We start from the raw sequence: 16,928 nt of genomic DNA, 5'->3' as shown, positions 1-16,928 counted from the left end.
CGTTCTTACTCCACCCAACGGCCCAACTGCTGACGCAGCCGACGATTCTCGGACCGCAATTGCTGGACCTCCTCCAACAAATCCAGGGCCAGGGCGACACCGTCCCATTCCAGTTCCAATTCGTGGCGCAGCTTGGCGGCCCGGCGTGCCAGGACCAGTTCATAATCGGTGAAACGCCAATCCGTGGGTGCCGCGCCGTGAGGCTCGAGGATGCCGTGCTCGACGATTTCAATCACGTGGACATCCGCCAACGCAGCGGCTTCACAGAATTCCATCAGGTTCAGTTCAATGATCGGGTCGTTCATGGTCTGCTTCTCCCAATGCTTCAACTGTCGAGTCTAGCCAGGATTGTGGAAAACCCGGTTTTGTGGCGAGGGAGCTTGCTCCCGCTCGGCTGCGCAGCAGTCGTAAAACCTGCCTACCGGTTTTTCCTGGCGCACCGTGTCGAATGGTTTTGGGGCTGCTTCGCAGCCCAGCGGGAGCAAGCTCCCTCGCCACGGGGTTGTGTTGCCAGGCCTTTGATTACCGGTCAGAAGTTCTCCCGAGGATCGAACGCGGCTTTCTTCGCCAGCTCGGCCCACAACGCCTTGACCGATTCGTCGCTGGCCTTGGGCATCACGGCCTTGAGCTGCACGAACAAATAGCCGCGCTCGCCGGCCTTGTTGCGCAGGCCGTGGCCCTTGGCGCGCATGCGCTGGCCGTTCTGGCTGCCGGCCGGCACCTTGAGGTTGATCTTGCCGGTGAGGGTCGGCACCGCGACCTCGGTGCCCAGCGCCAATTCCCATGGCGCCAGGGGCAAGGTGATGATCAAGTCCTGGCCTTCGACGTCGAACTTGGGGTGCGGCGCGAAACGAATGGTCAGGTACAAGTCCCCATTGGCGCCACCACCGATTCCCGGCGCGCCCTGGCCCTTGAGGCGGATACGCTCGCCATCGGTCACGCCCAGCGGGATCTTCACGTTCAGGCTCTTGCTGGTGTTGCTCACGTGCTGGCCCGCCGCGTTGTATTGCGGCACCTGGAAGGTGACCTTCTTCGATTCGCTCGACAGGGTTTCTTCCAGGAAAATCGGTAATTCCATTTCCACGTCTTGCCCTCGTCGGCCGGCGTTGCGACCTGACTGTCCGCCGCCGAAACCCGGCCCGCGATTACCGAAAATCGAACTGAAGAAGTCCGAGAAATCCCCTGTGTCCTGGCCGCCAAAACCGCCACGGCTCTGCCAGCCCGGTGGTCCCTGGAACGGCTGGCCGTGCTGGCCGTAGCGGCGCAGGTCGTCGTACTCGGCGCGCTTGTCGGCGCTTTTCAACGCTTCATAGGCTTCGGAGACGTCCTTGAACTTGGTCTCGGCGTCTTTCTCTTTGCTCACGTCCGGGTGGTATTTGCGCGCCAGCTTGCGGTAGGCAGCCTTGATCGTGCTGTCGTCCGCCGTGGGCTCGACACCCAGGATCTTGTAATAGTCTTTGAAGTCCATCTAAGCATCACCATCCGTTATCGATGTCGCACCGCCACGCACAGCCTGCCCGGATAACCGGACAGCGGGTTGACCGACCTCAAGATTGGGACCGGGCGGCACGTCAGAAGTTTATCGGCAGCGGGTGGCGGTTCTTGTGCCCGCCCTGTGCTACCGGCTCATGCCAGCAAGTTTGGGGGTATAAGAGAGTCTTTCAAGGCCCGCGTTCGAGAATTAGCAGATAACCGGCCTTCGAATCCGCGCCGCACTGACATACACTGCGCGGCCGTTTTTTCAACTGGAACCCGAAAGACATGAAAAACGCATCCCCGGCCCGTGCCTGCGGTATCGACTTTGGCACGTCCAACTCCACCGTCGGCTGGCTGCGCCCCGGCATGGAAACGTTGATCGCGCTGGAGGACGACAAGATCACCCTGCCCTCGGTGGTCTTTTTCAATCTCGAGGAACGCCGCCCGGTGTATGGCCGCCTGGCCCTGCACGAATACCTGGAAGGCTACGAAGGCCGGTTGATGCGCTCGCTCAAGAGCCTGCTGGGCTCCAAGCTGATCAAGCACGACACCAGCGTGCTCGGCACGGCCATGCCGTTCAAGGATCTGTTGGGGTTGTTCATCGGCCAGTTGAAACAACGGGCCGAAGCCGCCGCCGGTCGGGAATTCGAAGAAGTGGTGCTGGGGCGCCCAGTGTTTTTCGTCGATGACGATGAGCTGGCCGACCAGGAAGCGGAAAACACCCTGGTGGAGGTTGCCCGCGCCATTGGCTTCAAAGAAGTCTCCTTCCAGTACGAGCCCATCGCAGCGGCCTTCGATTATGAATCGACCATCGAAAAAGAAGAGCTGGTGCTGATCGTCGACATCGGCGGCGGGACCTCAGACTTCTCCCTGGTGCGCCTGTCGCCCGAGCGGCGAATGCATGACAACCGTCACGCTGACATCCTCGCCACCGGTGGCGTGCACATCGGCGGGACCGATTTCGACAAGCAACTCTCCCTGGCCGGCCTGATGCCGCTGTTCGGTTATGGCAGCCGCATGAAAAGCGGTGCCTACATGCCCACCAGCCACCACATGAACCTGGCGACCTGGCACACCATCAACGCGGTGTACTCGCAAAAGTCCACCCTGGCCCTGGGCAGCATGCGCTACGACATCGAAGACACCGGCGGCATCGACCGGCTGTTCAAGCTGATCGAACAGCGCGCCGGGCACTGGCTGGCGATGGAAGTGGAAGAAACCAAGATCGAGTTGACCCACACCGAGCAGCGTCACGTGCCGTTGGACCGGATCGAGCCAGGCCTGAGCGTGGACCTGAGCCGGGCCTTGTTCGAATCGGCCATCGACGGTTTGCTGGAACGGGTGCGCGGCAGCGTCACGCAACTGCTCAGCGATGCCAACGTGCGGGTCGATCAGGTCGACACGGTGTTCTTCACCGGCGGTTCCAGCGGCATCCCGGCGCTGCGCAACAGCGTCTCGGCAATGCTGCCCCAGGCGCGGCACGTGGAAGGCAATATCTTCGGCAGTATCGGCAGCGGGTTGGCGATCGAGGCGATGAAGCGGTATGGGAGCCAAGTCTGAGCCCGGACCGAGGCGCCTGAATCGCGAGCAAGCTCGCTCCCACAGGGAATTTGCAGTGCTCGGTCCATTGTGGGAGCGAGCTTGCTCGCGATGGGGCAGACCAGACACCCCATCTATCGGATCAAACCATCCCCACCTGCTTCAACTCACTCTTGAGATACGCATAATAAATCGGCCCCGCCACCACCCCCGGCAGGCCGAATGCGGCTTCGAACACCAGCATTGCCATGAGCAATTCCCAGGACTTGGCGCTGATCTGCCCGCCAACGATACGGGCGTTGAGGAAGTATTCGAGCTTGTGGATCACGATCAGGTAACCCAGCGCCGCCACCGCCACCCAGATCGACAACGACAGGGCGACGATAGTGATCAGGGTGTTGGACATCAGGTTGCCAATCACCGGCAGCAGCCCCAGCAGGAACGTCATCACGATCAGGGTCTTGGTCAAAGGCAGCTGGATGCCGAACAGCGGCAGCACCACCGCCAGGAAAATCCCGGTGAAGAAGGTGTTGAGCAGGGAAATCTTGATCTGGGCGAAGACGATGTTGCGAAACGCCTTGACCAGCAGGTTCAGGCGATCGAACAGCGCCGCGGCCAGGGGCTTGCGCTTGGTCAGGTCGGGAATGCGCTGCAGGGCAACGATGGCCCCCAGCACCATGCCGATCAGCAAGGTCACGAACATGTGGGCAGCGTCCTTGCCCACCAGTTGCAGGTCGCTCAGGTGCTTGCTTACCCAGTCGCCGATTGCCACTCGGAACTCGGCAGCGCTGGCCGGTAGGTAGGCGTCGATGAACGGCGGCAATTGTCCACGGGCGCGGTCGACCACCGTCATGAACTTGTCCAGGGACGCGCCTGGGTTTTCTGCCTCATGGAGCAGGAAACTGAAGGCCCCGGCGAAAATCAACGAAAGCACACTGACCACCAGCGTGCCGAGCAACGCCACTGCCAGCCAGCGGGCACGGCGGCCTTCGATCAGGCGCTGCAACTGCGGGGTGAGCATGTTGACCAGTTCGAACACCAGCAGCCCGGCCAGCAGGCTCGGCAAAAGGCGCAGCGGCAGCACCAGCAACAACCCACCAAAGATGATCACCCAACTGATCACCAACAACACATGACGCTGAGAAAACGTTGGCATACAGCCTCAGGACAAAACGGCGTGAAAGGATCGGCAGTCTGCCAGCGATCCGCTGGCAGCACTAGGGATTGTGTCGGCCGACCTTCGTCGCAGTTCAGGGGATATTTGTAACTATGCGCTGGCCCCATCGCGAGCAAGCTCGCTCCCACAGTAGATCGGCGTTGCCCGGTCCATTGTGGGAGCGAGCTCGCGATGGGGCCTTAGAGGTCAAACATCTACTTTTTCTTCAGGCACTCACTCATGAACGCCTTGCGGGCACCGCCCTTCAGCGCCTGCTCGGTGGCGGTGGCGTTGCAGCTCTTCATGCGCTCCTGCGGGGTCGCCTTGAGGCAATTGCTCATGAACGCCTTGCGCTCGTCGCCCTTGAGCGCCTTGGCGGTGGCGTCGGCATTGCAGGTGGTCATCTTGCTCTGCTGCGCCGTCTCGGCGAAGCCCTGGGAACACAGCAGCAAACCGATCATCAACAAAGGCACACGAAGCATCTTCATGGTGTTTCTCCTGGCTGCCACACGAGGGGGTGGCGATGGGGTGGAGTGTAGACAACGCCTGTTACACCTTCACCCTAGGGACTCTCTGTGCCTGGGCTACCGCTTTCGCGAGCAGGCTCGCTCCCACAGTTGATCGCATTCCTTCCGAAAGCACTCGGTCGAATGTGGGAGCGAGCTTGCTCGCGATGAACGATAACGCGGTCCAACGTGCTACACCCCAGCAGCCTTCAACCGCTCGGCATGCTCGACAAACAACCGAATCGGCTCGGCCCCCTTGCCCACCAGCCCCAGCGACTGGTTGACGATGTCGAAGTGGTCCAGCGGATAGTCGTCGCCGATGACCGTGCCCAGGTGGGAGCTGTAGCGTCCGACCAAGCCGTCGCATTGCCCCGCTTCCCGGACAAAGGTGCGGGCAAATAAACGGCACGTGCGGTTGGTGCCGTCGAACAGGTTGCGCCCTTTATCGGTGATGCCCGGCTGCAAGGTGCCGGACCACGAGTAATAGCGCACGCCATTGACCTCTTCCGGCCCCTGCCCGCCCCAAGTGACCGGCAAGCCCTGTGGATAACGTTGGTTGAACAGCGCAACGCCAGCAGTGGTCAGGGAGACGTGGGATGCGTGGAGGTCCACCGGCAGCTTCGGCCCGCGATAGCCGGTGTCCAGCAGGCTCATCAGGGCGTTGATCAGGCGTAGCACGGCACTGAGCACGCGCCCCTTGGCGCTGTCGGCCGGGTAGTGGCGTTGCAGGTAGTCCGCCAGTTCGGAGCCGTGGTTGGGGCCGGCCACCGACGTGACCGAGGCCACCAGGTCCGGGCGCTTGGCGGCGGCATAACGGGCGGTGAGGCTGCCCTGGCTGTGGCCGATCAGGTTGACCTTCTGCGCACCGGTTTGCCGCAGGATGTCGTCGATCACCGCCAGCAACTGCTCGCCGCGCACCTCGGACGAATGCAGCGGCGATACCTTCACCGCCACCACCACGGCCCCACCGCGACGCAACGCCGAGACGATGCCATACCAGTACGGATACAGCACCAGACGGATGAACCCGAGCATGCCCGGGACCAGCACCAGCGGGTAGCGAGTGGCGCAGCGTTGCGACATGGAGACATCCTTGTGATCAAGAGGTGATCAGCATCAGTACCGATGATGACCAGTCTATGACACCCGGATGAATCCGTGGCGAGGGCGCTTGCTCCCGTCAGGCCACAGCAGTCCCTTTTAGAAGGACCGCGCCAACGCCAGCAAACGCTCCTCGGCCTCGGCACAGGACAACGCAAAACTGCGCTCGGCCGACTCTTCACCTTCGGCGGCCACCACCGTCACATCGGTGATGCCGATGAACCCCAGCACCGTGCGCAACAGCGTGTCGGCGTGATTCATGCTCTCCAGTTGGCCGCCGGGGCCAAAACCGAAATCACCGCGGCTGGTCACGATCAGCGCCTTCTTGCCCAGCACCAGCGGCTCGTAGTGCGACACGCCGTTATCCAGGCTGTGATTGAACGTCAGCCCGATGCGCACGATCTGGTCGATCCAGGCCTTCACGCCGCTGGGCACGCTGAAATTGTGCATGGGCGCGGCGATCACCAGGCGGTCATGGGCTTGCAGTTCTTCGACCAAGGCATCGCTCAGGGCCAGGTCCGCCTGCATGATCAACGGTCGATTCTGGGGCTCGGGGTAGAACGCCGCCGCGATAAAGGCTTCGTTGACCGGCGGTATTACCGTCCGTCCGACCTCGCGGCGGGTCAATTGGGATGGCGGGTTCGCGGCCTGCCACGCCGAAACAAACGCCTCGGCCAGGCGCCGGGAATGAGAACGCTCGCCACGGGGGCTGCCATGCACCACAAGAATCTTGCTCATCTGAATCTCCTTTTATGCGGCTACAATCAACACTGCTTGTGCGGCGTAGATTGAAGCCCGATGCTGCCAGCAGACAAATGAGCGTTAGTTCATCTGGATGAGTTAATTTCATCCGTAGCGTTTTTCAGGAGAATCCGGATGTTCGCCAACCTGCCGCTCAACGCCCTGCGCGCCTTCGAATCCGCCGCGCGGTTGCTCAGTTTCAAGGCGGCCGCGGCGGAGTTGTCGGTGACGCCTACGGCGATCTCCCACCAGATTCGAGCGCTGGAGAGTTGGCTGGGGCTGGTCCTGTTCGAACGCCTGCCCCGCCAGGTCCGCCTCACCGACAGCGGGCAACGCTTGTTCCACAGCTTGCACGGGGCCTTGCTGGAGGTAGCGCAAAGCGTCGATACCTTGCGCCCGCAACGCAGCACCACCCACCTGACCCTGTCCACCACCGCCGCGTTTGCCGCCCTGTGGCTGGTGCCGCGCCTGGGGCGCTTTTATGCGCGCCACCCGAACATCAACGTGCGCCTGGACACCCATTGCGAGGTGATCGACCTGCACCAGGACGCCAGCGTCGACCTGGTGGTGCGCTACAGCCTCGACGCCTACCCGAACCTGTACGGCATGTGCCTGTTCGATGAAAGCTTCGGGGTCTATGGCTCGCCTGAACAGGTGGCCCTGGCGGCCCGGCAGCCGCCGACGCTGATCAGCGTGCGCTGGCACAACTCCAAGCTGTACGCCCATGGTTGGGATGCCTGGTGCGCCCAGGCCGGGGAAACCTGGCTCACCCGTCAGCCGTGCATCCGCGAGTACGACGAGGAGCATTACGCCTTGCAAGCCGCGATTGCCGGGCAGGGCCTGGTGCTGGCGAGCAATATCCTCGCTTCGCAAAGCATCGCCAGCGGCTTGCTGGTGGGCTATCGCCCGGACGTCCAGGTCAGCGGCGCCGGCTATAGCGCCCTGTGCGTCCCGGGCCGCGAACGCCATCCGCCGGTGCGGGCGTTCTTCCAGTGGTTGGGGGAGGAGGCGCGACTGTCCGGTTATGCGCTGAAAAATTCAGTAAAACTTTTTCAAGACCGCGTCACTCACATTTAGAGTGATCGCGCCAGCAGAGCGTGACGCCTCAACCGGATCAGCCTCCAGGAGAACGAGATGAGCGACATGCACTTATCCGATGTAACCACCCTGCGCGAACGGGCACGGCAGAACGTGCAGAACGGCGCCGTGACCGAAGGCTACGGCGCCGATCGCCAGGAGGTCATCCGCCTGCTCAACGAAGCGCTGGCCACCGAACTGGTTTGCGTGTTGCGCTACAAGCGCCACTACTTCATGGCCACCGGTCTCAAGGCCAGCGTGGCGGCCAGTGAGTTCCTTGAGCACGCGAACCAGGAAGCCGAACACGCCGACACACTCGCCGAGCGCATCGTGCAGTTGGGCGGCGAGCCGGAGTTCAACCCCGACCTGCTGACTCGCAATTCCCACGCCCAATACATAGCGGGCAACACCCTCAAGGAAATGGTGTACGAGGACCTGGTGGCCGAACGGATCGCCATCGACAGCTACCGGGAAATCATCCAATACATTGGCGAAAAAGACCCGACCACCCGGCGCATCTTCGAAGACATCCTGGCCCAGGAAGAAGAGCATGCCGATGACATGGCCGATATCCTGGCTGATCTGTAAGGGTCTTAAGGGGCCCCATCGCGAGCAAGCTCGCTCCCACATTTTGACCGCATTCCTTCAGACAGAATGCGGTCCCCTATGGAAGCGAGCTTGCTCGCGATGGGGCCAGTCGCCTCACCGCAACATTGAGCTACCGGGTAGGCTTGACCGTCACCGGCGCCTTGCCCGCCTTCATCTGTTCCAACAGAGGCGCGCACTGGTTCGGCTCTCCGCCGCTGGGCGCCACCAGCGCCAACAACCCGGCCGCTGGCGCGGCGATCACGCCCAACGCCACCATCCCGGCACCGCGCAGCATCAGGGGTACGGCCTTGACCCCGGCGGCGGGCTTGGCGAACGTGCCCCGCACATACAAGGGCGAACGCAGGGAAATCAGGCGCCAGCCCTTGGACTCTGGGGTGATGGTCAGGTCCAACTGTTCACTCGCCATGTTCGCCGTGCCGTCGATGTAGATGATCGCGTTCTCGGTGTCGAACACGAACAGGCGCGTGGTCGCCAGGCCCGTCTTGATGTCGAAGTCCGCCGCCGCGCAGTTGATCTTCACTTCCTTGTCGCCAAAGATTTTCCCTACCACGTAATTACCGACGTTCAGCCCCGCCAGCTCCATCAATTCCCGACTGATGGCGCCATCGTTGATGAGCATTTTCAGCGTACCGTTGGAGGTGCCCAGCAACGCCGCCACCGAATTGCCGCGCCCGGTGATGTCGGCATCGCCATTCAATTCGCCGAAGCTGGTTTTCATCGGTTCGAAACCCGGGAACAGTTGCTTGAGCTTGAACCCCCGCGCCGTCAGTTTCGCCTGGCCTTCCAGCGGCCGGGTGCGCCCGTTGAGGCGGATCTGCGCATCGAGGCGGCCACCGGCCACACCGAAACGCAGGGGCTCAAGACTCAACTGCCCGTCGTTGAGCACCAGATGGGTGTACAGGTCGGTGAACGGTAGCTGCTCGCTATGGACAATGCGTTTGCCGGTGAACTCCACATCGGCGTCCATCACGCGCCAACGCTCGGTGCGAAATTCTTCTACGGGCAAGACCTTGCCGGTCGGCTGTTTGCTGGCGCCGCCGCGGGCCTTTTGCTCGGTGTTGGAGTCAGCACCGATCAACGGCGCCAAGTCGCTGAACAGCAGTTGATTGGAGACCAGCGCGCCACTGAGTTTTGGCCGCGGCTGGCTGGCGACGTAAGCCAGGTCCCCATGGATATCGCTGTCGCCGATCTTGCCGTTGAACCCCTCATAGCGAAACAGCGCCCCACCCGGCTCATGCAGCTTGGCGATCAAGCGGCCATCGGTGGCGTAAGGCGGTGAGTCCGGCAGGGTCACGCCGGTCAGTGGGTAGAGATTGGCGAGGCTGTTGCCGGCCAGTTTCAGGCGCAAGTCCAGCGCCCCGAGGTTCAGCGGGTCGATGAGGGTGCCGGCCAGTTCGACACGTGTGTCACCGACCTTCGCCTGGGCCTGGAGTGGAAAAGGTTGTGACGCATCCTTCAGTGCCAGCAAACCACCGACCTTGCCGGAGCCGGTCAGGTTTTGCCCGTGATACTGCCCGTTGACCTTGAAGGCGAACGCGTAGTCCTGTGGCGTCGCGCCTTGGTCCTGGGCTTTTTTCGCGGCTTTGTCACCGACGATATCGCTGAACGGAATGGGTTTGCCCAACGGGTCGATCAACAGGTCGAGGCGGGTCTTGAGTGTCTGGTCGTCAAGGGTGACGTGCCCCTTGTCGAAACCAATGGCACCAATGTCCACCACCCAACTGGACGGCTCGGCGTCCGGGTCTTTCGGATCGAATTGGAAGGTCCAGTTGGCGCGACCGTCCGCCAGGCGTTGCAGATTGGCGTTGGGCGCCGTCAGGTCGATGCGTGGAATCGCCACTCGCCGGGCCAGCAAGGCCAGGGGCGAAACGCGTAGCTCGACACGCTTGAGCGTGACCATTTGCGGCGTTTTCGACCAATCCGGGTTACCCAGGCTCAAGTCTTCGGCCACCACATGGGGCCACGGCAACCAGGCGCGCCAGCCACCTTCTTCCGGCTCACGCTGCCAGATCACCGCCAGGTTGCCGTTGATGGCGAAGGGGCGATGCAATTCCTCGGAAACCTTGGCGTTGAGCGAGGGCTTGATGCGGTTCCAGTCGAAGAAAGCGATGACCAGGACCAGCACCGCCAGCAGGACAACAAGGCTGGCAAAGCTCCAGGCGAGGATTTTCGAGGTGCGCGTCATGCACAAGGCTCCTGATGACAAGTCAGCGTTCGCAACCGCGGCGCCGTTTTAAATACGAACCAGCAGCCGGTTCGTCATGAAGGGTTGGACTGGCGAAACGGCCAACAGGTGCCGATGAACGGCACAAAAAGATGCCAGGATTCTGACTGATCGGCCAACAAACTGTTACCGCCCCCGCACATTTGCGAGGCAGCGATGGGTACAAAATACCCACCACGGTGCAAAACAGCACCTTGGAAACGCCCGTTCTAGAGCCTTCGCCGTGAACAATCAATTCCGTTGATTATTACCATTGCGTTTATGAACTTTTATATCGACTTATCGAGAGTAGCATTGCCCTCGTACCCACTTTATCGCCCTCCCAAGGAGCAACGATCATGAAACGCCAATTACTGATGAGCCTGTCCCTTTCACTGCTGGCCTCTACTGCCTTCGCACTGCCAGCCTCCGAACAAGCCACGCCACAGGTCAAGGACAGCCACTCTGTCTACAGCCAGACGGTTGCCGAAGGTGGACGTGATCGCCTGGAAGAAAAAGGCCTGGCCGAAGACGGTTATGACCGTACCAAGCAGAGTGATACCGTGGCAGCTGACGGTTCCGACCGCACCCCAGGCCAAACCTTGGCAGCCGATGGTTCCGACCGCACTCCAGGCCAAACCCTGGCAGCCGATGGTTCCGACCGCACTCCAGGCCAAACCCTGGCAGCCGATGGTTCCGACCGCACTCCGGGCCAAACCCTGGCAGCCGATGGTTCCGACCGCACTCCAGGCCAAACCCTGGCAGCCGATGGTTCCGACCGTACTCCAGGCCAAACCCTCGCCGAAGACGGTTCTTCCCGCACTAAAATGGGCGATACCGTGGCCGAAGGCGGTGGGGATCGTGTGATCGAACGCAACAGCACCGTGAGCTGAGCCCATGGTGGCCCAGAAAAAAGCCCGATTCCTGCAATCGGGCTTTTGACTTTTCAAGCCCTTCGTTTTCCCCGCCCGATCCCCCTCTACCGTTCGACGTCGGCAAAGCCGATTTGCTAGAGTGCACCGCTCCCGTGAATCAGAAGTCAGCCTTGCGATGCTGCCCCGCGCCGAACAGAAACAACAGACACGCATTGCCCTGATGGACGCAGCCCGTCATTTGATGGAGTGCGGCCGGGGATTCGGTAGCCTGAGCCTGCGGGAAGTCGCCAGGACGGCGGGCATCGTGCCCACCGGGTTCTACCGGCACTTCGAGGACATGGACCAACTGGGCCTGGCACTGGTCAGCGAAGTCGGCCAGACCTTCCGCGAAACTCTCCGCCTGGTCCGCCACAACGAATTTGTCATGGGTGGCATCATCGATGCGTCGGTACGGATCTTTCTCGATGTGGTTCAAGTCAACCGATCCCAATTCCTGTTCCTGGCCCGCGAGCAATACGGCGGCTCCCTGCCGGTGCGCCAGGCCATTGCTCAATTGCGCGAAGACATCCGCTCGGACTTGGCCGCCGACCTGGCCTTGATGCCCAAGCTGCAGCATCTGGACCTGGCCGCCCTGGGCGTGATGGCCGATCTTATCGTCAAGAGCGTGTTCGCCACCCTGCCGGACATCATCGACCCACCCGCCCAAGCCCTCCCCGAACACCTCACGCCCCAGGCGAAGATGACCCAGCAACTGCGATTCATCTTCATTGGCCTCAAGCATTGGCAAGGGCTGGGCAGCACCGAATAACCCCCGAAAGTCCCCCCTGTGGGGAGCGAGCTTGCTCGCGATGGCGGCGTCTGAGCCCAGCTTACGGCAGCCGCTAGGCAATTTCTGTAGGAGCTGCCGACCGCTGTGATCCTTCAGTACTTTTCCCCCGCCAAACCCTCGGACATTTCCTTCAACACGCCGGGCTGCTCATGAACTAGGCACCCTGGTTTTGTGCCGCTAACCTTGGTTCGTCATCGCAAAAAAAACGGTGACACGGACGTGCAAGTCCGGATTGGTACGCAATTGGTCATGGCTATTGACCGAGCATTTTTTTATGCTCGCGTCCGTCATGGCGATTGTGCGTGGGAGACCTTCGGGTCTGCCGGGGGTACCAGCCGGTCTTGCACACCTACGCACAGTTGCCACCTCTTCGAATGCAAGCGAAAGGATGTCGACCCCAACTCTGGTACATAGATATGTTCAAGGTCACTCCAAATCCGCCAAAAAGCGGCCACAAATCCCGCGTCCAAGCGCAGGAAGAAAAAAAGCTCGATGACGCCGCCACCCGCGCCCTCGACTACTACCTCAAGCCCAAGCCCGCCTCACCGCCCGAACCCGATAAAAACCAGCTCTTCATCGTGTCCCCACACATCGACACCGAAACCCTGCTCGCCAACGCCTCCGAAGACCTGCTCTCCATCAGCACCATCGCCGCCGACCTGGCCGACGATGTGGACGACTCACGCCGCTGCGTCGCCCTAGCGATCAGCCGGATGGCCGATGGCGTGCAGTTGTTGGTCGAGCGGGCGTTGGATCATTTGGAAACCAAGGAGATGGCGGCGCCTGGGGCCAAGGGATAGCGCGTTGTTTTGATGCAAGCTGAGCCGACGCCTTCGCGAGCAGGCTCGCTCCCACAGGGTTTTGTGTCGAACCGAATCTCAGGGTTCAAAGCCCCTCCACTGTGGGAGCGAGCTTGCTCGCGATAGCGGAGTCTCAACTCCCTGATTGCTCACCTGACACACCACTTCCCGAAGAACCACCCAATAGATGCTCTGTGATGTAAGAAAGGTGCATCTCTCCATCAAACATTCAAATCAAAAAATCGCAGCTTTCGGCAGCCGCTAGGCAATTTCTGTAGGAGCTGCGGACGGCTGCGATCTTTTTGGTGCTTTTCCCCGCCAAACCCTCGGACATTTCCTTCAACACGCCGGGCTGTTCATGAACTAGGCAGCACTTTCGAGCGCCGCTAACCTCTGTTCGTCATCGCAAAAAACGGTGACACGGACGTGCAAGTCCGATCTAGGAACGCATTCGTTATGGCTATTCGTCGAGCATTTTTCTATGCTCGCCGACTGTTATGGCGGCTGCGCGTGGGAGACCTTCGGGTCTGCCGGGTTCCTGGACCGGTCTTGCACACCTACGTACAGCTGCCACCCATTTTTCGACGTGCAATCGGAGGGTGCCGGCTCCACTTCCAGGAATTTTCACAATGTTCAAAGCAACTCCGAATCCCCCGCAAAGCGGCCACAAATCCCGCGTCCAAGCGCAGGAAGAAAAAAAGCTCGATGACGCCGCCACCCGCGCCCTCGACTACTACCTCAAGCCCAAGCCCGCCTCACCGCCCGAACCCGATAAAAACCAGCTCTTCATCGTGTCCCCACACATCGACACCGAAACCCTGCTCGCCAACGCCTCCGAAGACCTGCTCTCCATCAGCACCATCGCCGCCGACCTGGCCGACGATGTGGACGACTCACGCCGCTGCGTCGCCCTGGCGATCAGCCGGATGGCCGATGGCGTGCAGTTGTTGGTCGAGCGGGCGTTGGATCATTTGGAAACCAAGGAGATGGCGGCGCCTGGGGCCAAGGGATAGCGCGTTGTTTTGATGCAAGCTGAGCCGACGCCTTCGCGAGCAGGCTCGCTCCCACAGGGTTTTGTGTCGAACCGAATCTCAAGCTCAACACCAATCCATTGTGGGAGCGAGCTTGCTCGCGATGGCGGTGGGTCAGTCGACAAAGATGCCAACCGAACCGGCGCCTTCGCGAGCAAGCTCGCTCCCACAGGATCTTTTTCGTGCAAGCCGCAAAATGGTGCGCGATAGCCCATCGCGCACCAACATGTCACGCAATCCGCCCCATCCTGAAACGCCATCCCCAGATATTTCCTACACCCCCTTCGATTGGCAAGCCCCTTGCTCTAAACACAGCACCGTTCATTGCTGGAAGCACTCCGATGCTGGTGATTCACCGCAGAATCGACACTCAACCGCGCTGGGACGCCGAGCTGCACCTGACCTTCGACGCCCGCAGCAAAAGCCGTCTGCGCTGTTTCAGTGCCGAGGGTGAAGACGTGGGGTTGTTCCTGGAGCGAGGCCAGCCACCGCTGTACGACGGCGAGTGCCTGCAGGCCGAAGATGGGCGCATCGTGCGCGTCTGCGCCCGCGCCGAACAATTGCTGCATGTCACCTGCGCCAATGCCTTCGAACTGACCCGGGCCGCCTACCACCTGGGCAATCGCCACGTGGCCCTGCAAGTGGGCGATGGCTGGTTGCGCCTGCTGGACGATTACGTGCTCAAGGCGATGCTCGAACAACTGGGCGCCCGTGCCGAAGCCATCGAAGCCCCGTTCCAGCCGGAACACGGCGCCTATGGCGGCGGCCATCATCACTCCCGTCACGGCGACGAAGACTTCAACTACGCGCCGCGCCTGCATCAGTTTGGCGTGCGCACATGAACCCGGCCTGGGCGCTGCTGCGTCTGGCCAGCCCGCAGTTGCCGATTGGCGGCTACAGCTACTCCCAGGGTCTGGAAATGGCGGTGGACAACGGCCAGGTGAAAAATCCCGACGACGCACGGCGCTGGATCGGCGATCAATTGCTGCTGAACCTGGCACGCTTCGAAGCGCCCCTGCTGCTGGCGCACTGCACCGCAGCCGCCGCGGACGATTGGGACACGCTGCGGCAACGCTGTGAAGAGCACCGCGCCAGCCGGGAAACCCGCGAGCTGTACCAGGAAAGCCGGCAGATGGGCTACTCGTTGCAGCAATTGCTCGCCGGCCTGCCGGAACTCGACCGTGCCGCCCGGGACTTCCTTGAACAGCTCAGCCTTGGTCAGCGCAGCGAGCCGCACCTGGCGCTGGGCTGGGCCCTGGCCGCCCGCGCCTGGCAGATCGCCCCCCAGGATGCCCTCGCCGCCTGGCTGTGGAGCTGGCTGGAAAACCAACTGGCGGTGCTGATGAAAACCCTGCCCCTGGGCCAGCAAGCGGCCCAGCGCCTGACCAGCGAACTGCTGCCGCTGTTGCAACAGGCCCAGCACGACGCCTCGAACATCGACCCCGACCACTACGGCAGCGCCGCGTTTGGCCTGTCCCTGGCGTGCATGGCCCATGAGCGCCAGTACAGCCGTCTGTTCCGTTCCTAGGAGACACACATGAACACACAACCTCTGCGCGTCGGTATCGGCGGCCCGGTGGGCTCCGGCAAGACCGCCCTGACCCTGGCCCTGTGCCTGGCTCTACGTGAACGCTACAACCTGGCGGTGGTCACCAACGACATCTACACCCGCGAAGACGCCGACTTTCTGGTGCGCAACGAAGCCCTGGCGCCGGAGCGGATCATCGGCGTGGAAACCGGCGGCTGCCCGCACACGGCGATTCGCGAAGATGCCTCGATCAACCTCGAGGCGGTGGACCAGTTGAACCGACGCTTTCCGGGCCTGGACCTGATTCTGGTGGAGTCGGGCGGCGACAACCTGTCGGCGACCTTCAGCCCGGAGCTGTCGGACCTGACGATCTATGTGATCGACGTTTCCGCCGGGGACAAGCTGCCGCGCAAGGGCGGGCCGGGCATTTGCAAATCCGACCTGCTGGTGATCAACAAAATCGACTTGGCACCGCTGGTGGGCGCGTCCCTGGAAATGATGGACAGCGACACCCGACGGATGCGCAACGGCAAGCCCTTCGTGTTCAGCAACCAGAAGACCGGCCAGGGCCTGGACGACATCATCGCCTTCATCGAGCGCCAGGGCCTGCTGAGCGCCGCCTGATTTTCCGACTGACAACAAGGAAGCTTATCCATGACCTTCAAACGCCTCTTCGGTGCCCTTGCCCTGCTGCTCACCCCGGCCGTGGCCTTCGCTCACCCCGGCCATGGCGACAATGGCCTGATCGCCGGCCTCGGCCACCCCATCGGCGGGCTCGACCATTTGCTGGCGATGCTGGCGGTCGGCTTGTGGGCCGCGCAACAACAAGGCGCCGCGCGCTGGGCGCTGCCCTGCACCTTCGTGGGTACGATGCTGCTGGGCGGCCTGCTGGGCTTTGAAGGCCTGAACCTGCCGGCGCTGGAAAGCGGGATCGCCGCCTCGGTGCTGGCCCTGGGCCTGGCGGTGGCACTGGCGGTGCGCCCACCGTTGAGCCTGGCGGTTGGCGCGACGGCCTTGTTTGCACTGTTCCACGGCGTGGCCCATGGCTTGGAACTGCCGGACATGTCGAGCCCGTGGGCCTATGCGCTGGGCTTCGTCGCAGCCACGGCGGCGCTGCATGGCGCCGGGTTTGCACTGGTGCGAGTGCTGCCACGCGCGGCGGCGCCATTGGTTCGGTTGGCTGGAGCAGCTTCGGCGGGGGCTGGGGTGTGGTTGTTGGCCGGTTGATTCTTTAGCGCCTGCCAGGCCGTCATCGCGAGCAAGCTCGCTCCCACAATTTGATTGGGTACACCAGCCCTTGTGGGGGCCAGTCTGCTCCCAACACCGACCGAAAGGCAGATGAGCTTTTGTGGCGAGGGAGCTTGCTCCCGCTGGGTTGCGAAGCAGCCCTAAAACTGCTGACGCGGTGTATCAGATGGATTGAGTTGCTGCTATTGGGGCTGCTGCGCAGCCCAGCG

The 16,928-nt window shown here is 62.0% G+C and carries 18 protein-coding genes; 11 read left to right on the top strand and 7 right to left on the bottom strand.

Features of this window, described 5'->3' with window-relative positions:
- Positions 1-5 precede the first annotated feature (5 nt).
- Both J3P85_RS02715 and J3P85_RS02710 read right to left on the bottom strand, forming a co-directional pair.
- The gene (locus J3P85_RS02715) at positions 6-305 is read right to left on the bottom strand and encodes a chaperone modulator CbpM (protein ID WP_250965635.1); all 300 of its coding nucleotides are present in this window, start codon (positions 303-305) and stop codon (positions 6-8) included.
- A 224-nt stretch (positions 306-529) separates the two neighbouring features.
- The gene (locus J3P85_RS02710; RefSeq protein WP_434704804.1) at positions 530-1,468 is read right to left on the bottom strand and encodes a DnaJ C-terminal domain-containing protein; all 939 of its coding nucleotides are present in this window, start codon (positions 1,466-1,468) and stop codon (positions 530-532) included.
- A gap of 293 nt (positions 1,469-1,761) precedes the next feature.
- Here J3P85_RS02710 and J3P85_RS02705 point away from each other — a divergent pair, with 293 nt between their 5' ends.
- Positions 1,762-3,036: an Hsp70 family protein gene (locus J3P85_RS02705; protein WP_434704803.1), complete on the top strand. Its 1,275-nt coding sequence runs from the start codon at positions 1,762-1,764 to the stop codon at positions 3,034-3,036.
- Between the two features lie 121 nt (positions 3,037-3,157).
- Here the strand turns inward: J3P85_RS02705 and J3P85_RS02700 are convergent, their stop codons facing one another.
- From J3P85_RS02700 to J3P85_RS02685, 4 genes are all read right to left on the bottom strand, one after another.
- Positions 3,158-4,171 (bottom strand): AI-2E family transporter, encoded by a 1,014-nt coding sequence (locus J3P85_RS02700; RefSeq protein ID WP_186707795.1) that lies wholly within the window; start codon positions 4,169-4,171, stop codon positions 3,158-3,160.
- Positions 4,172-4,386: 215 nt separating this feature from the next.
- Positions 4,387-4,659, bottom strand: a complete 273-nt coding sequence (locus J3P85_RS02695) for a PsiF family protein (protein WP_434704802.1) — start codon at positions 4,657-4,659, stop codon at positions 4,387-4,389.
- A gap of 210 nt (positions 4,660-4,869) precedes the next feature.
- A complete protein-coding gene (locus J3P85_RS02690) occupies positions 4,870-5,760 on the bottom strand; it encodes an alpha/beta fold hydrolase (protein ID WP_434704801.1) in 891 nt (296 codons plus the stop codon).
- A 117-nt stretch (positions 5,761-5,877) separates the two neighbouring features.
- Positions 5,878-6,516, bottom strand: coding sequence for an FMN-dependent NADH-azoreductase (locus tag J3P85_RS02685; protein ID WP_434704800.1), 639 nt, complete (start codon positions 6,514-6,516; stop codon positions 5,878-5,880).
- Positions 6,517-6,654: 138 nt separating this feature from the next.
- On the opposite strand from J3P85_RS02685, the gene J3P85_RS02680 reads away from it, so the two are divergent.
- Both J3P85_RS02680 and J3P85_RS02675 read left to right on the top strand, forming a co-directional pair.
- A complete protein-coding gene (locus J3P85_RS02680; RefSeq protein ID WP_434704799.1) occupies positions 6,655-7,596 on the top strand; it encodes a LysR substrate-binding domain-containing protein in 942 nt (313 codons plus the stop codon).
- 57 nt (positions 7,597-7,653) lie between these two features.
- Complete coding sequence (locus J3P85_RS02675) at positions 7,654-8,184, top strand: ferritin-like domain-containing protein (RefSeq protein ID WP_186707806.1); 531 nt, start codon at positions 7,654-7,656, stop codon at positions 8,182-8,184.
- 130 nt (positions 8,185-8,314) lie between these two features.
- On the opposite strand, the gene J3P85_RS02670 is transcribed toward J3P85_RS02675, so the two are convergent.
- The gene (locus J3P85_RS02670; RefSeq protein WP_434704798.1) at positions 8,315-10,390 is read right to left on the bottom strand and encodes an AsmA family protein; all 2,076 of its coding nucleotides are present in this window, start codon (positions 10,388-10,390) and stop codon (positions 8,315-8,317) included.
- A 377-nt stretch (positions 10,391-10,767) separates the two neighbouring features.
- Here J3P85_RS02670 and J3P85_RS02665 point away from each other — a divergent pair, with 377 nt between their 5' ends.
- The 8 genes from J3P85_RS02665 (at position 10,768) to J3P85_RS02630 (ending at position 16,698) form a co-directional block, all read left to right on the top strand.
- Positions 10,768-11,301 carry a hypothetical protein gene (locus J3P85_RS02665; RefSeq protein WP_434704797.1) on the top strand — a complete coding sequence of 178 codons (534 nt, stop codon included), beginning with the start codon at positions 10,768-10,770 and terminating at the stop codon, positions 11,299-11,301.
- Between the two features lie 157 nt (positions 11,302-11,458).
- Positions 11,459-12,091 (top strand): TetR family transcriptional regulator, encoded by a 633-nt coding sequence (locus J3P85_RS02660; RefSeq protein WP_434704796.1) that lies wholly within the window; start codon positions 11,459-11,461, stop codon positions 12,089-12,091.
- Positions 12,092-12,528: 437 nt separating this feature from the next.
- Positions 12,529-12,912 (top strand): DUF6124 family protein, encoded by a 384-nt coding sequence (locus J3P85_RS02655; RefSeq protein ID WP_411386360.1) that lies wholly within the window; start codon positions 12,529-12,531, stop codon positions 12,910-12,912.
- Positions 12,913-13,541: 629 nt separating this feature from the next.
- On the top strand, positions 13,542-13,925 hold the full coding sequence (locus J3P85_RS02650; protein ID WP_411386359.1) for a DUF6124 family protein: 384 nt from the start codon (positions 13,542-13,544) through the stop codon (positions 13,923-13,925).
- A gap of 359 nt (positions 13,926-14,284) precedes the next feature.
- Positions 14,285-14,785 carry an urease accessory protein UreE gene (gene ureE / locus J3P85_RS02645; RefSeq protein ID WP_057448286.1) on the top strand — a complete coding sequence of 167 codons (501 nt, stop codon included), beginning with the start codon at positions 14,285-14,287 and terminating at the stop codon, positions 14,783-14,785.
- Positions 14,782-15,471 (top strand): urease accessory protein UreF, encoded by a 690-nt coding sequence (locus tag J3P85_RS02640; protein WP_411386358.1) that lies wholly within the window; start codon positions 14,782-14,784, stop codon positions 15,469-15,471. Before ureE ends, J3P85_RS02640 begins: the two co-directional genes overlap by 4 nt.
- A gap of 9 nt (positions 15,472-15,480) precedes the next feature.
- Positions 15,481-16,095: an urease accessory protein UreG gene (gene ureG, locus J3P85_RS02635; protein WP_060739393.1), complete on the top strand. Its 615-nt coding sequence runs from the start codon at positions 15,481-15,483 to the stop codon at positions 16,093-16,095.
- A gap of 30 nt (positions 16,096-16,125) precedes the next feature.
- On the top strand, positions 16,126-16,698 hold the full coding sequence (locus tag J3P85_RS02630; protein ID WP_434704795.1) for a HupE/UreJ family protein: 573 nt from the start codon (positions 16,126-16,128) through the stop codon (positions 16,696-16,698).
- Positions 16,699-16,928: the final 230 nt, after the last annotated feature.

Origin of the sequence: Pseudomonas sp. Z1-12 (genome assembly GCF_051132015.1) — a bacterium.
In the GTDB taxonomy this organism is placed as follows: Bacteria; Pseudomonadota; Gammaproteobacteria; order Pseudomonadales; family Pseudomonadaceae; genus Aquipseudomonas; species Aquipseudomonas zanjanensis.
Note: the sequence above shows the minus strand (reverse complement) of the source record. Positions and strands in the feature narration are given on the sequence as shown.

Excerpts from the sequence above, each read along its gene's own strand:
- J3P85_RS02715 (WP_250965635.1), bottom strand. The coding sequence starts at position 305 with ATGAACGACCCGATCATTGAACTGAACCTGATGGAATTCTGTGAAGCC.
- J3P85_RS02710 (WP_434704804.1), bottom strand. The coding sequence starts at position 1,468 with ATGGACTTCAAAGACTATTACAAGATCCTGGGTGTCGAGCCCACGGCG.
- J3P85_RS02705 (WP_434704803.1), top strand. The coding sequence starts at position 1,762 with ATGAAAAACGCATCCCCGGCCCGTGCCTGCGGTATCGACTTTGGCACG.
- J3P85_RS02700 (WP_186707795.1), bottom strand. The coding sequence starts at position 4,171 with ATGCCAACGTTTTCTCAGCGTCATGTGTTGTTGGTGATCAGTTGGGTG.
- J3P85_RS02695 (WP_434704802.1), bottom strand. The coding sequence starts at position 4,659 with ATGAAGATGCTTCGTGTGCCTTTGTTGATGATCGGTTTGCTGCTGTGT.
- J3P85_RS02690 (WP_434704801.1), bottom strand. The coding sequence starts at position 5,760 with ATGTCGCAACGCTGCGCCACTCGCTACCCGCTGGTGCTGGTCCCGGGC.
- J3P85_RS02685 (WP_434704800.1), bottom strand. The coding sequence starts at position 6,516 with ATGAGCAAGATTCTTGTGGTGCATGGCAGCCCCCGTGGCGAGCGTTCT.
- J3P85_RS02680 (WP_434704799.1), top strand. The coding sequence starts at position 6,655 with ATGTTCGCCAACCTGCCGCTCAACGCCCTGCGCGCCTTCGAATCCGCC.
- J3P85_RS02675 (WP_186707806.1), top strand. The coding sequence starts at position 7,654 with ATGAGCGACATGCACTTATCCGATGTAACCACCCTGCGCGAACGGGCA.
- J3P85_RS02670 (WP_434704798.1), bottom strand. The coding sequence starts at position 10,390 with ATGACGCGCACCTCGAAAATCCTCGCCTGGAGCTTTGCCAGCCTTGTT.
- J3P85_RS02665 (WP_434704797.1), top strand. The coding sequence starts at position 10,768 with ATGAAACGCCAATTACTGATGAGCCTGTCCCTTTCACTGCTGGCCTCT.
- J3P85_RS02660 (WP_434704796.1), top strand. The coding sequence starts at position 11,459 with ATGCTGCCCCGCGCCGAACAGAAACAACAGACACGCATTGCCCTGATG.
- J3P85_RS02655 (WP_411386360.1), top strand. The coding sequence starts at position 12,529 with ATGTTCAAGGTCACTCCAAATCCGCCAAAAAGCGGCCACAAATCCCGC.
- J3P85_RS02650 (WP_411386359.1), top strand. The coding sequence starts at position 13,542 with ATGTTCAAAGCAACTCCGAATCCCCCGCAAAGCGGCCACAAATCCCGC.
- ureE (WP_057448286.1), top strand. The coding sequence starts at position 14,285 with ATGCTGGTGATTCACCGCAGAATCGACACTCAACCGCGCTGGGACGCC.
- J3P85_RS02640 (WP_411386358.1), top strand. The coding sequence starts at position 14,782 with ATGAACCCGGCCTGGGCGCTGCTGCGTCTGGCCAGCCCGCAGTTGCCG.
- ureG (WP_060739393.1), top strand. The coding sequence starts at position 15,481 with ATGAACACACAACCTCTGCGCGTCGGTATCGGCGGCCCGGTGGGCTCC.
- J3P85_RS02630 (WP_434704795.1), top strand. The coding sequence starts at position 16,126 with ATGACCTTCAAACGCCTCTTCGGTGCCCTTGCCCTGCTGCTCACCCCG.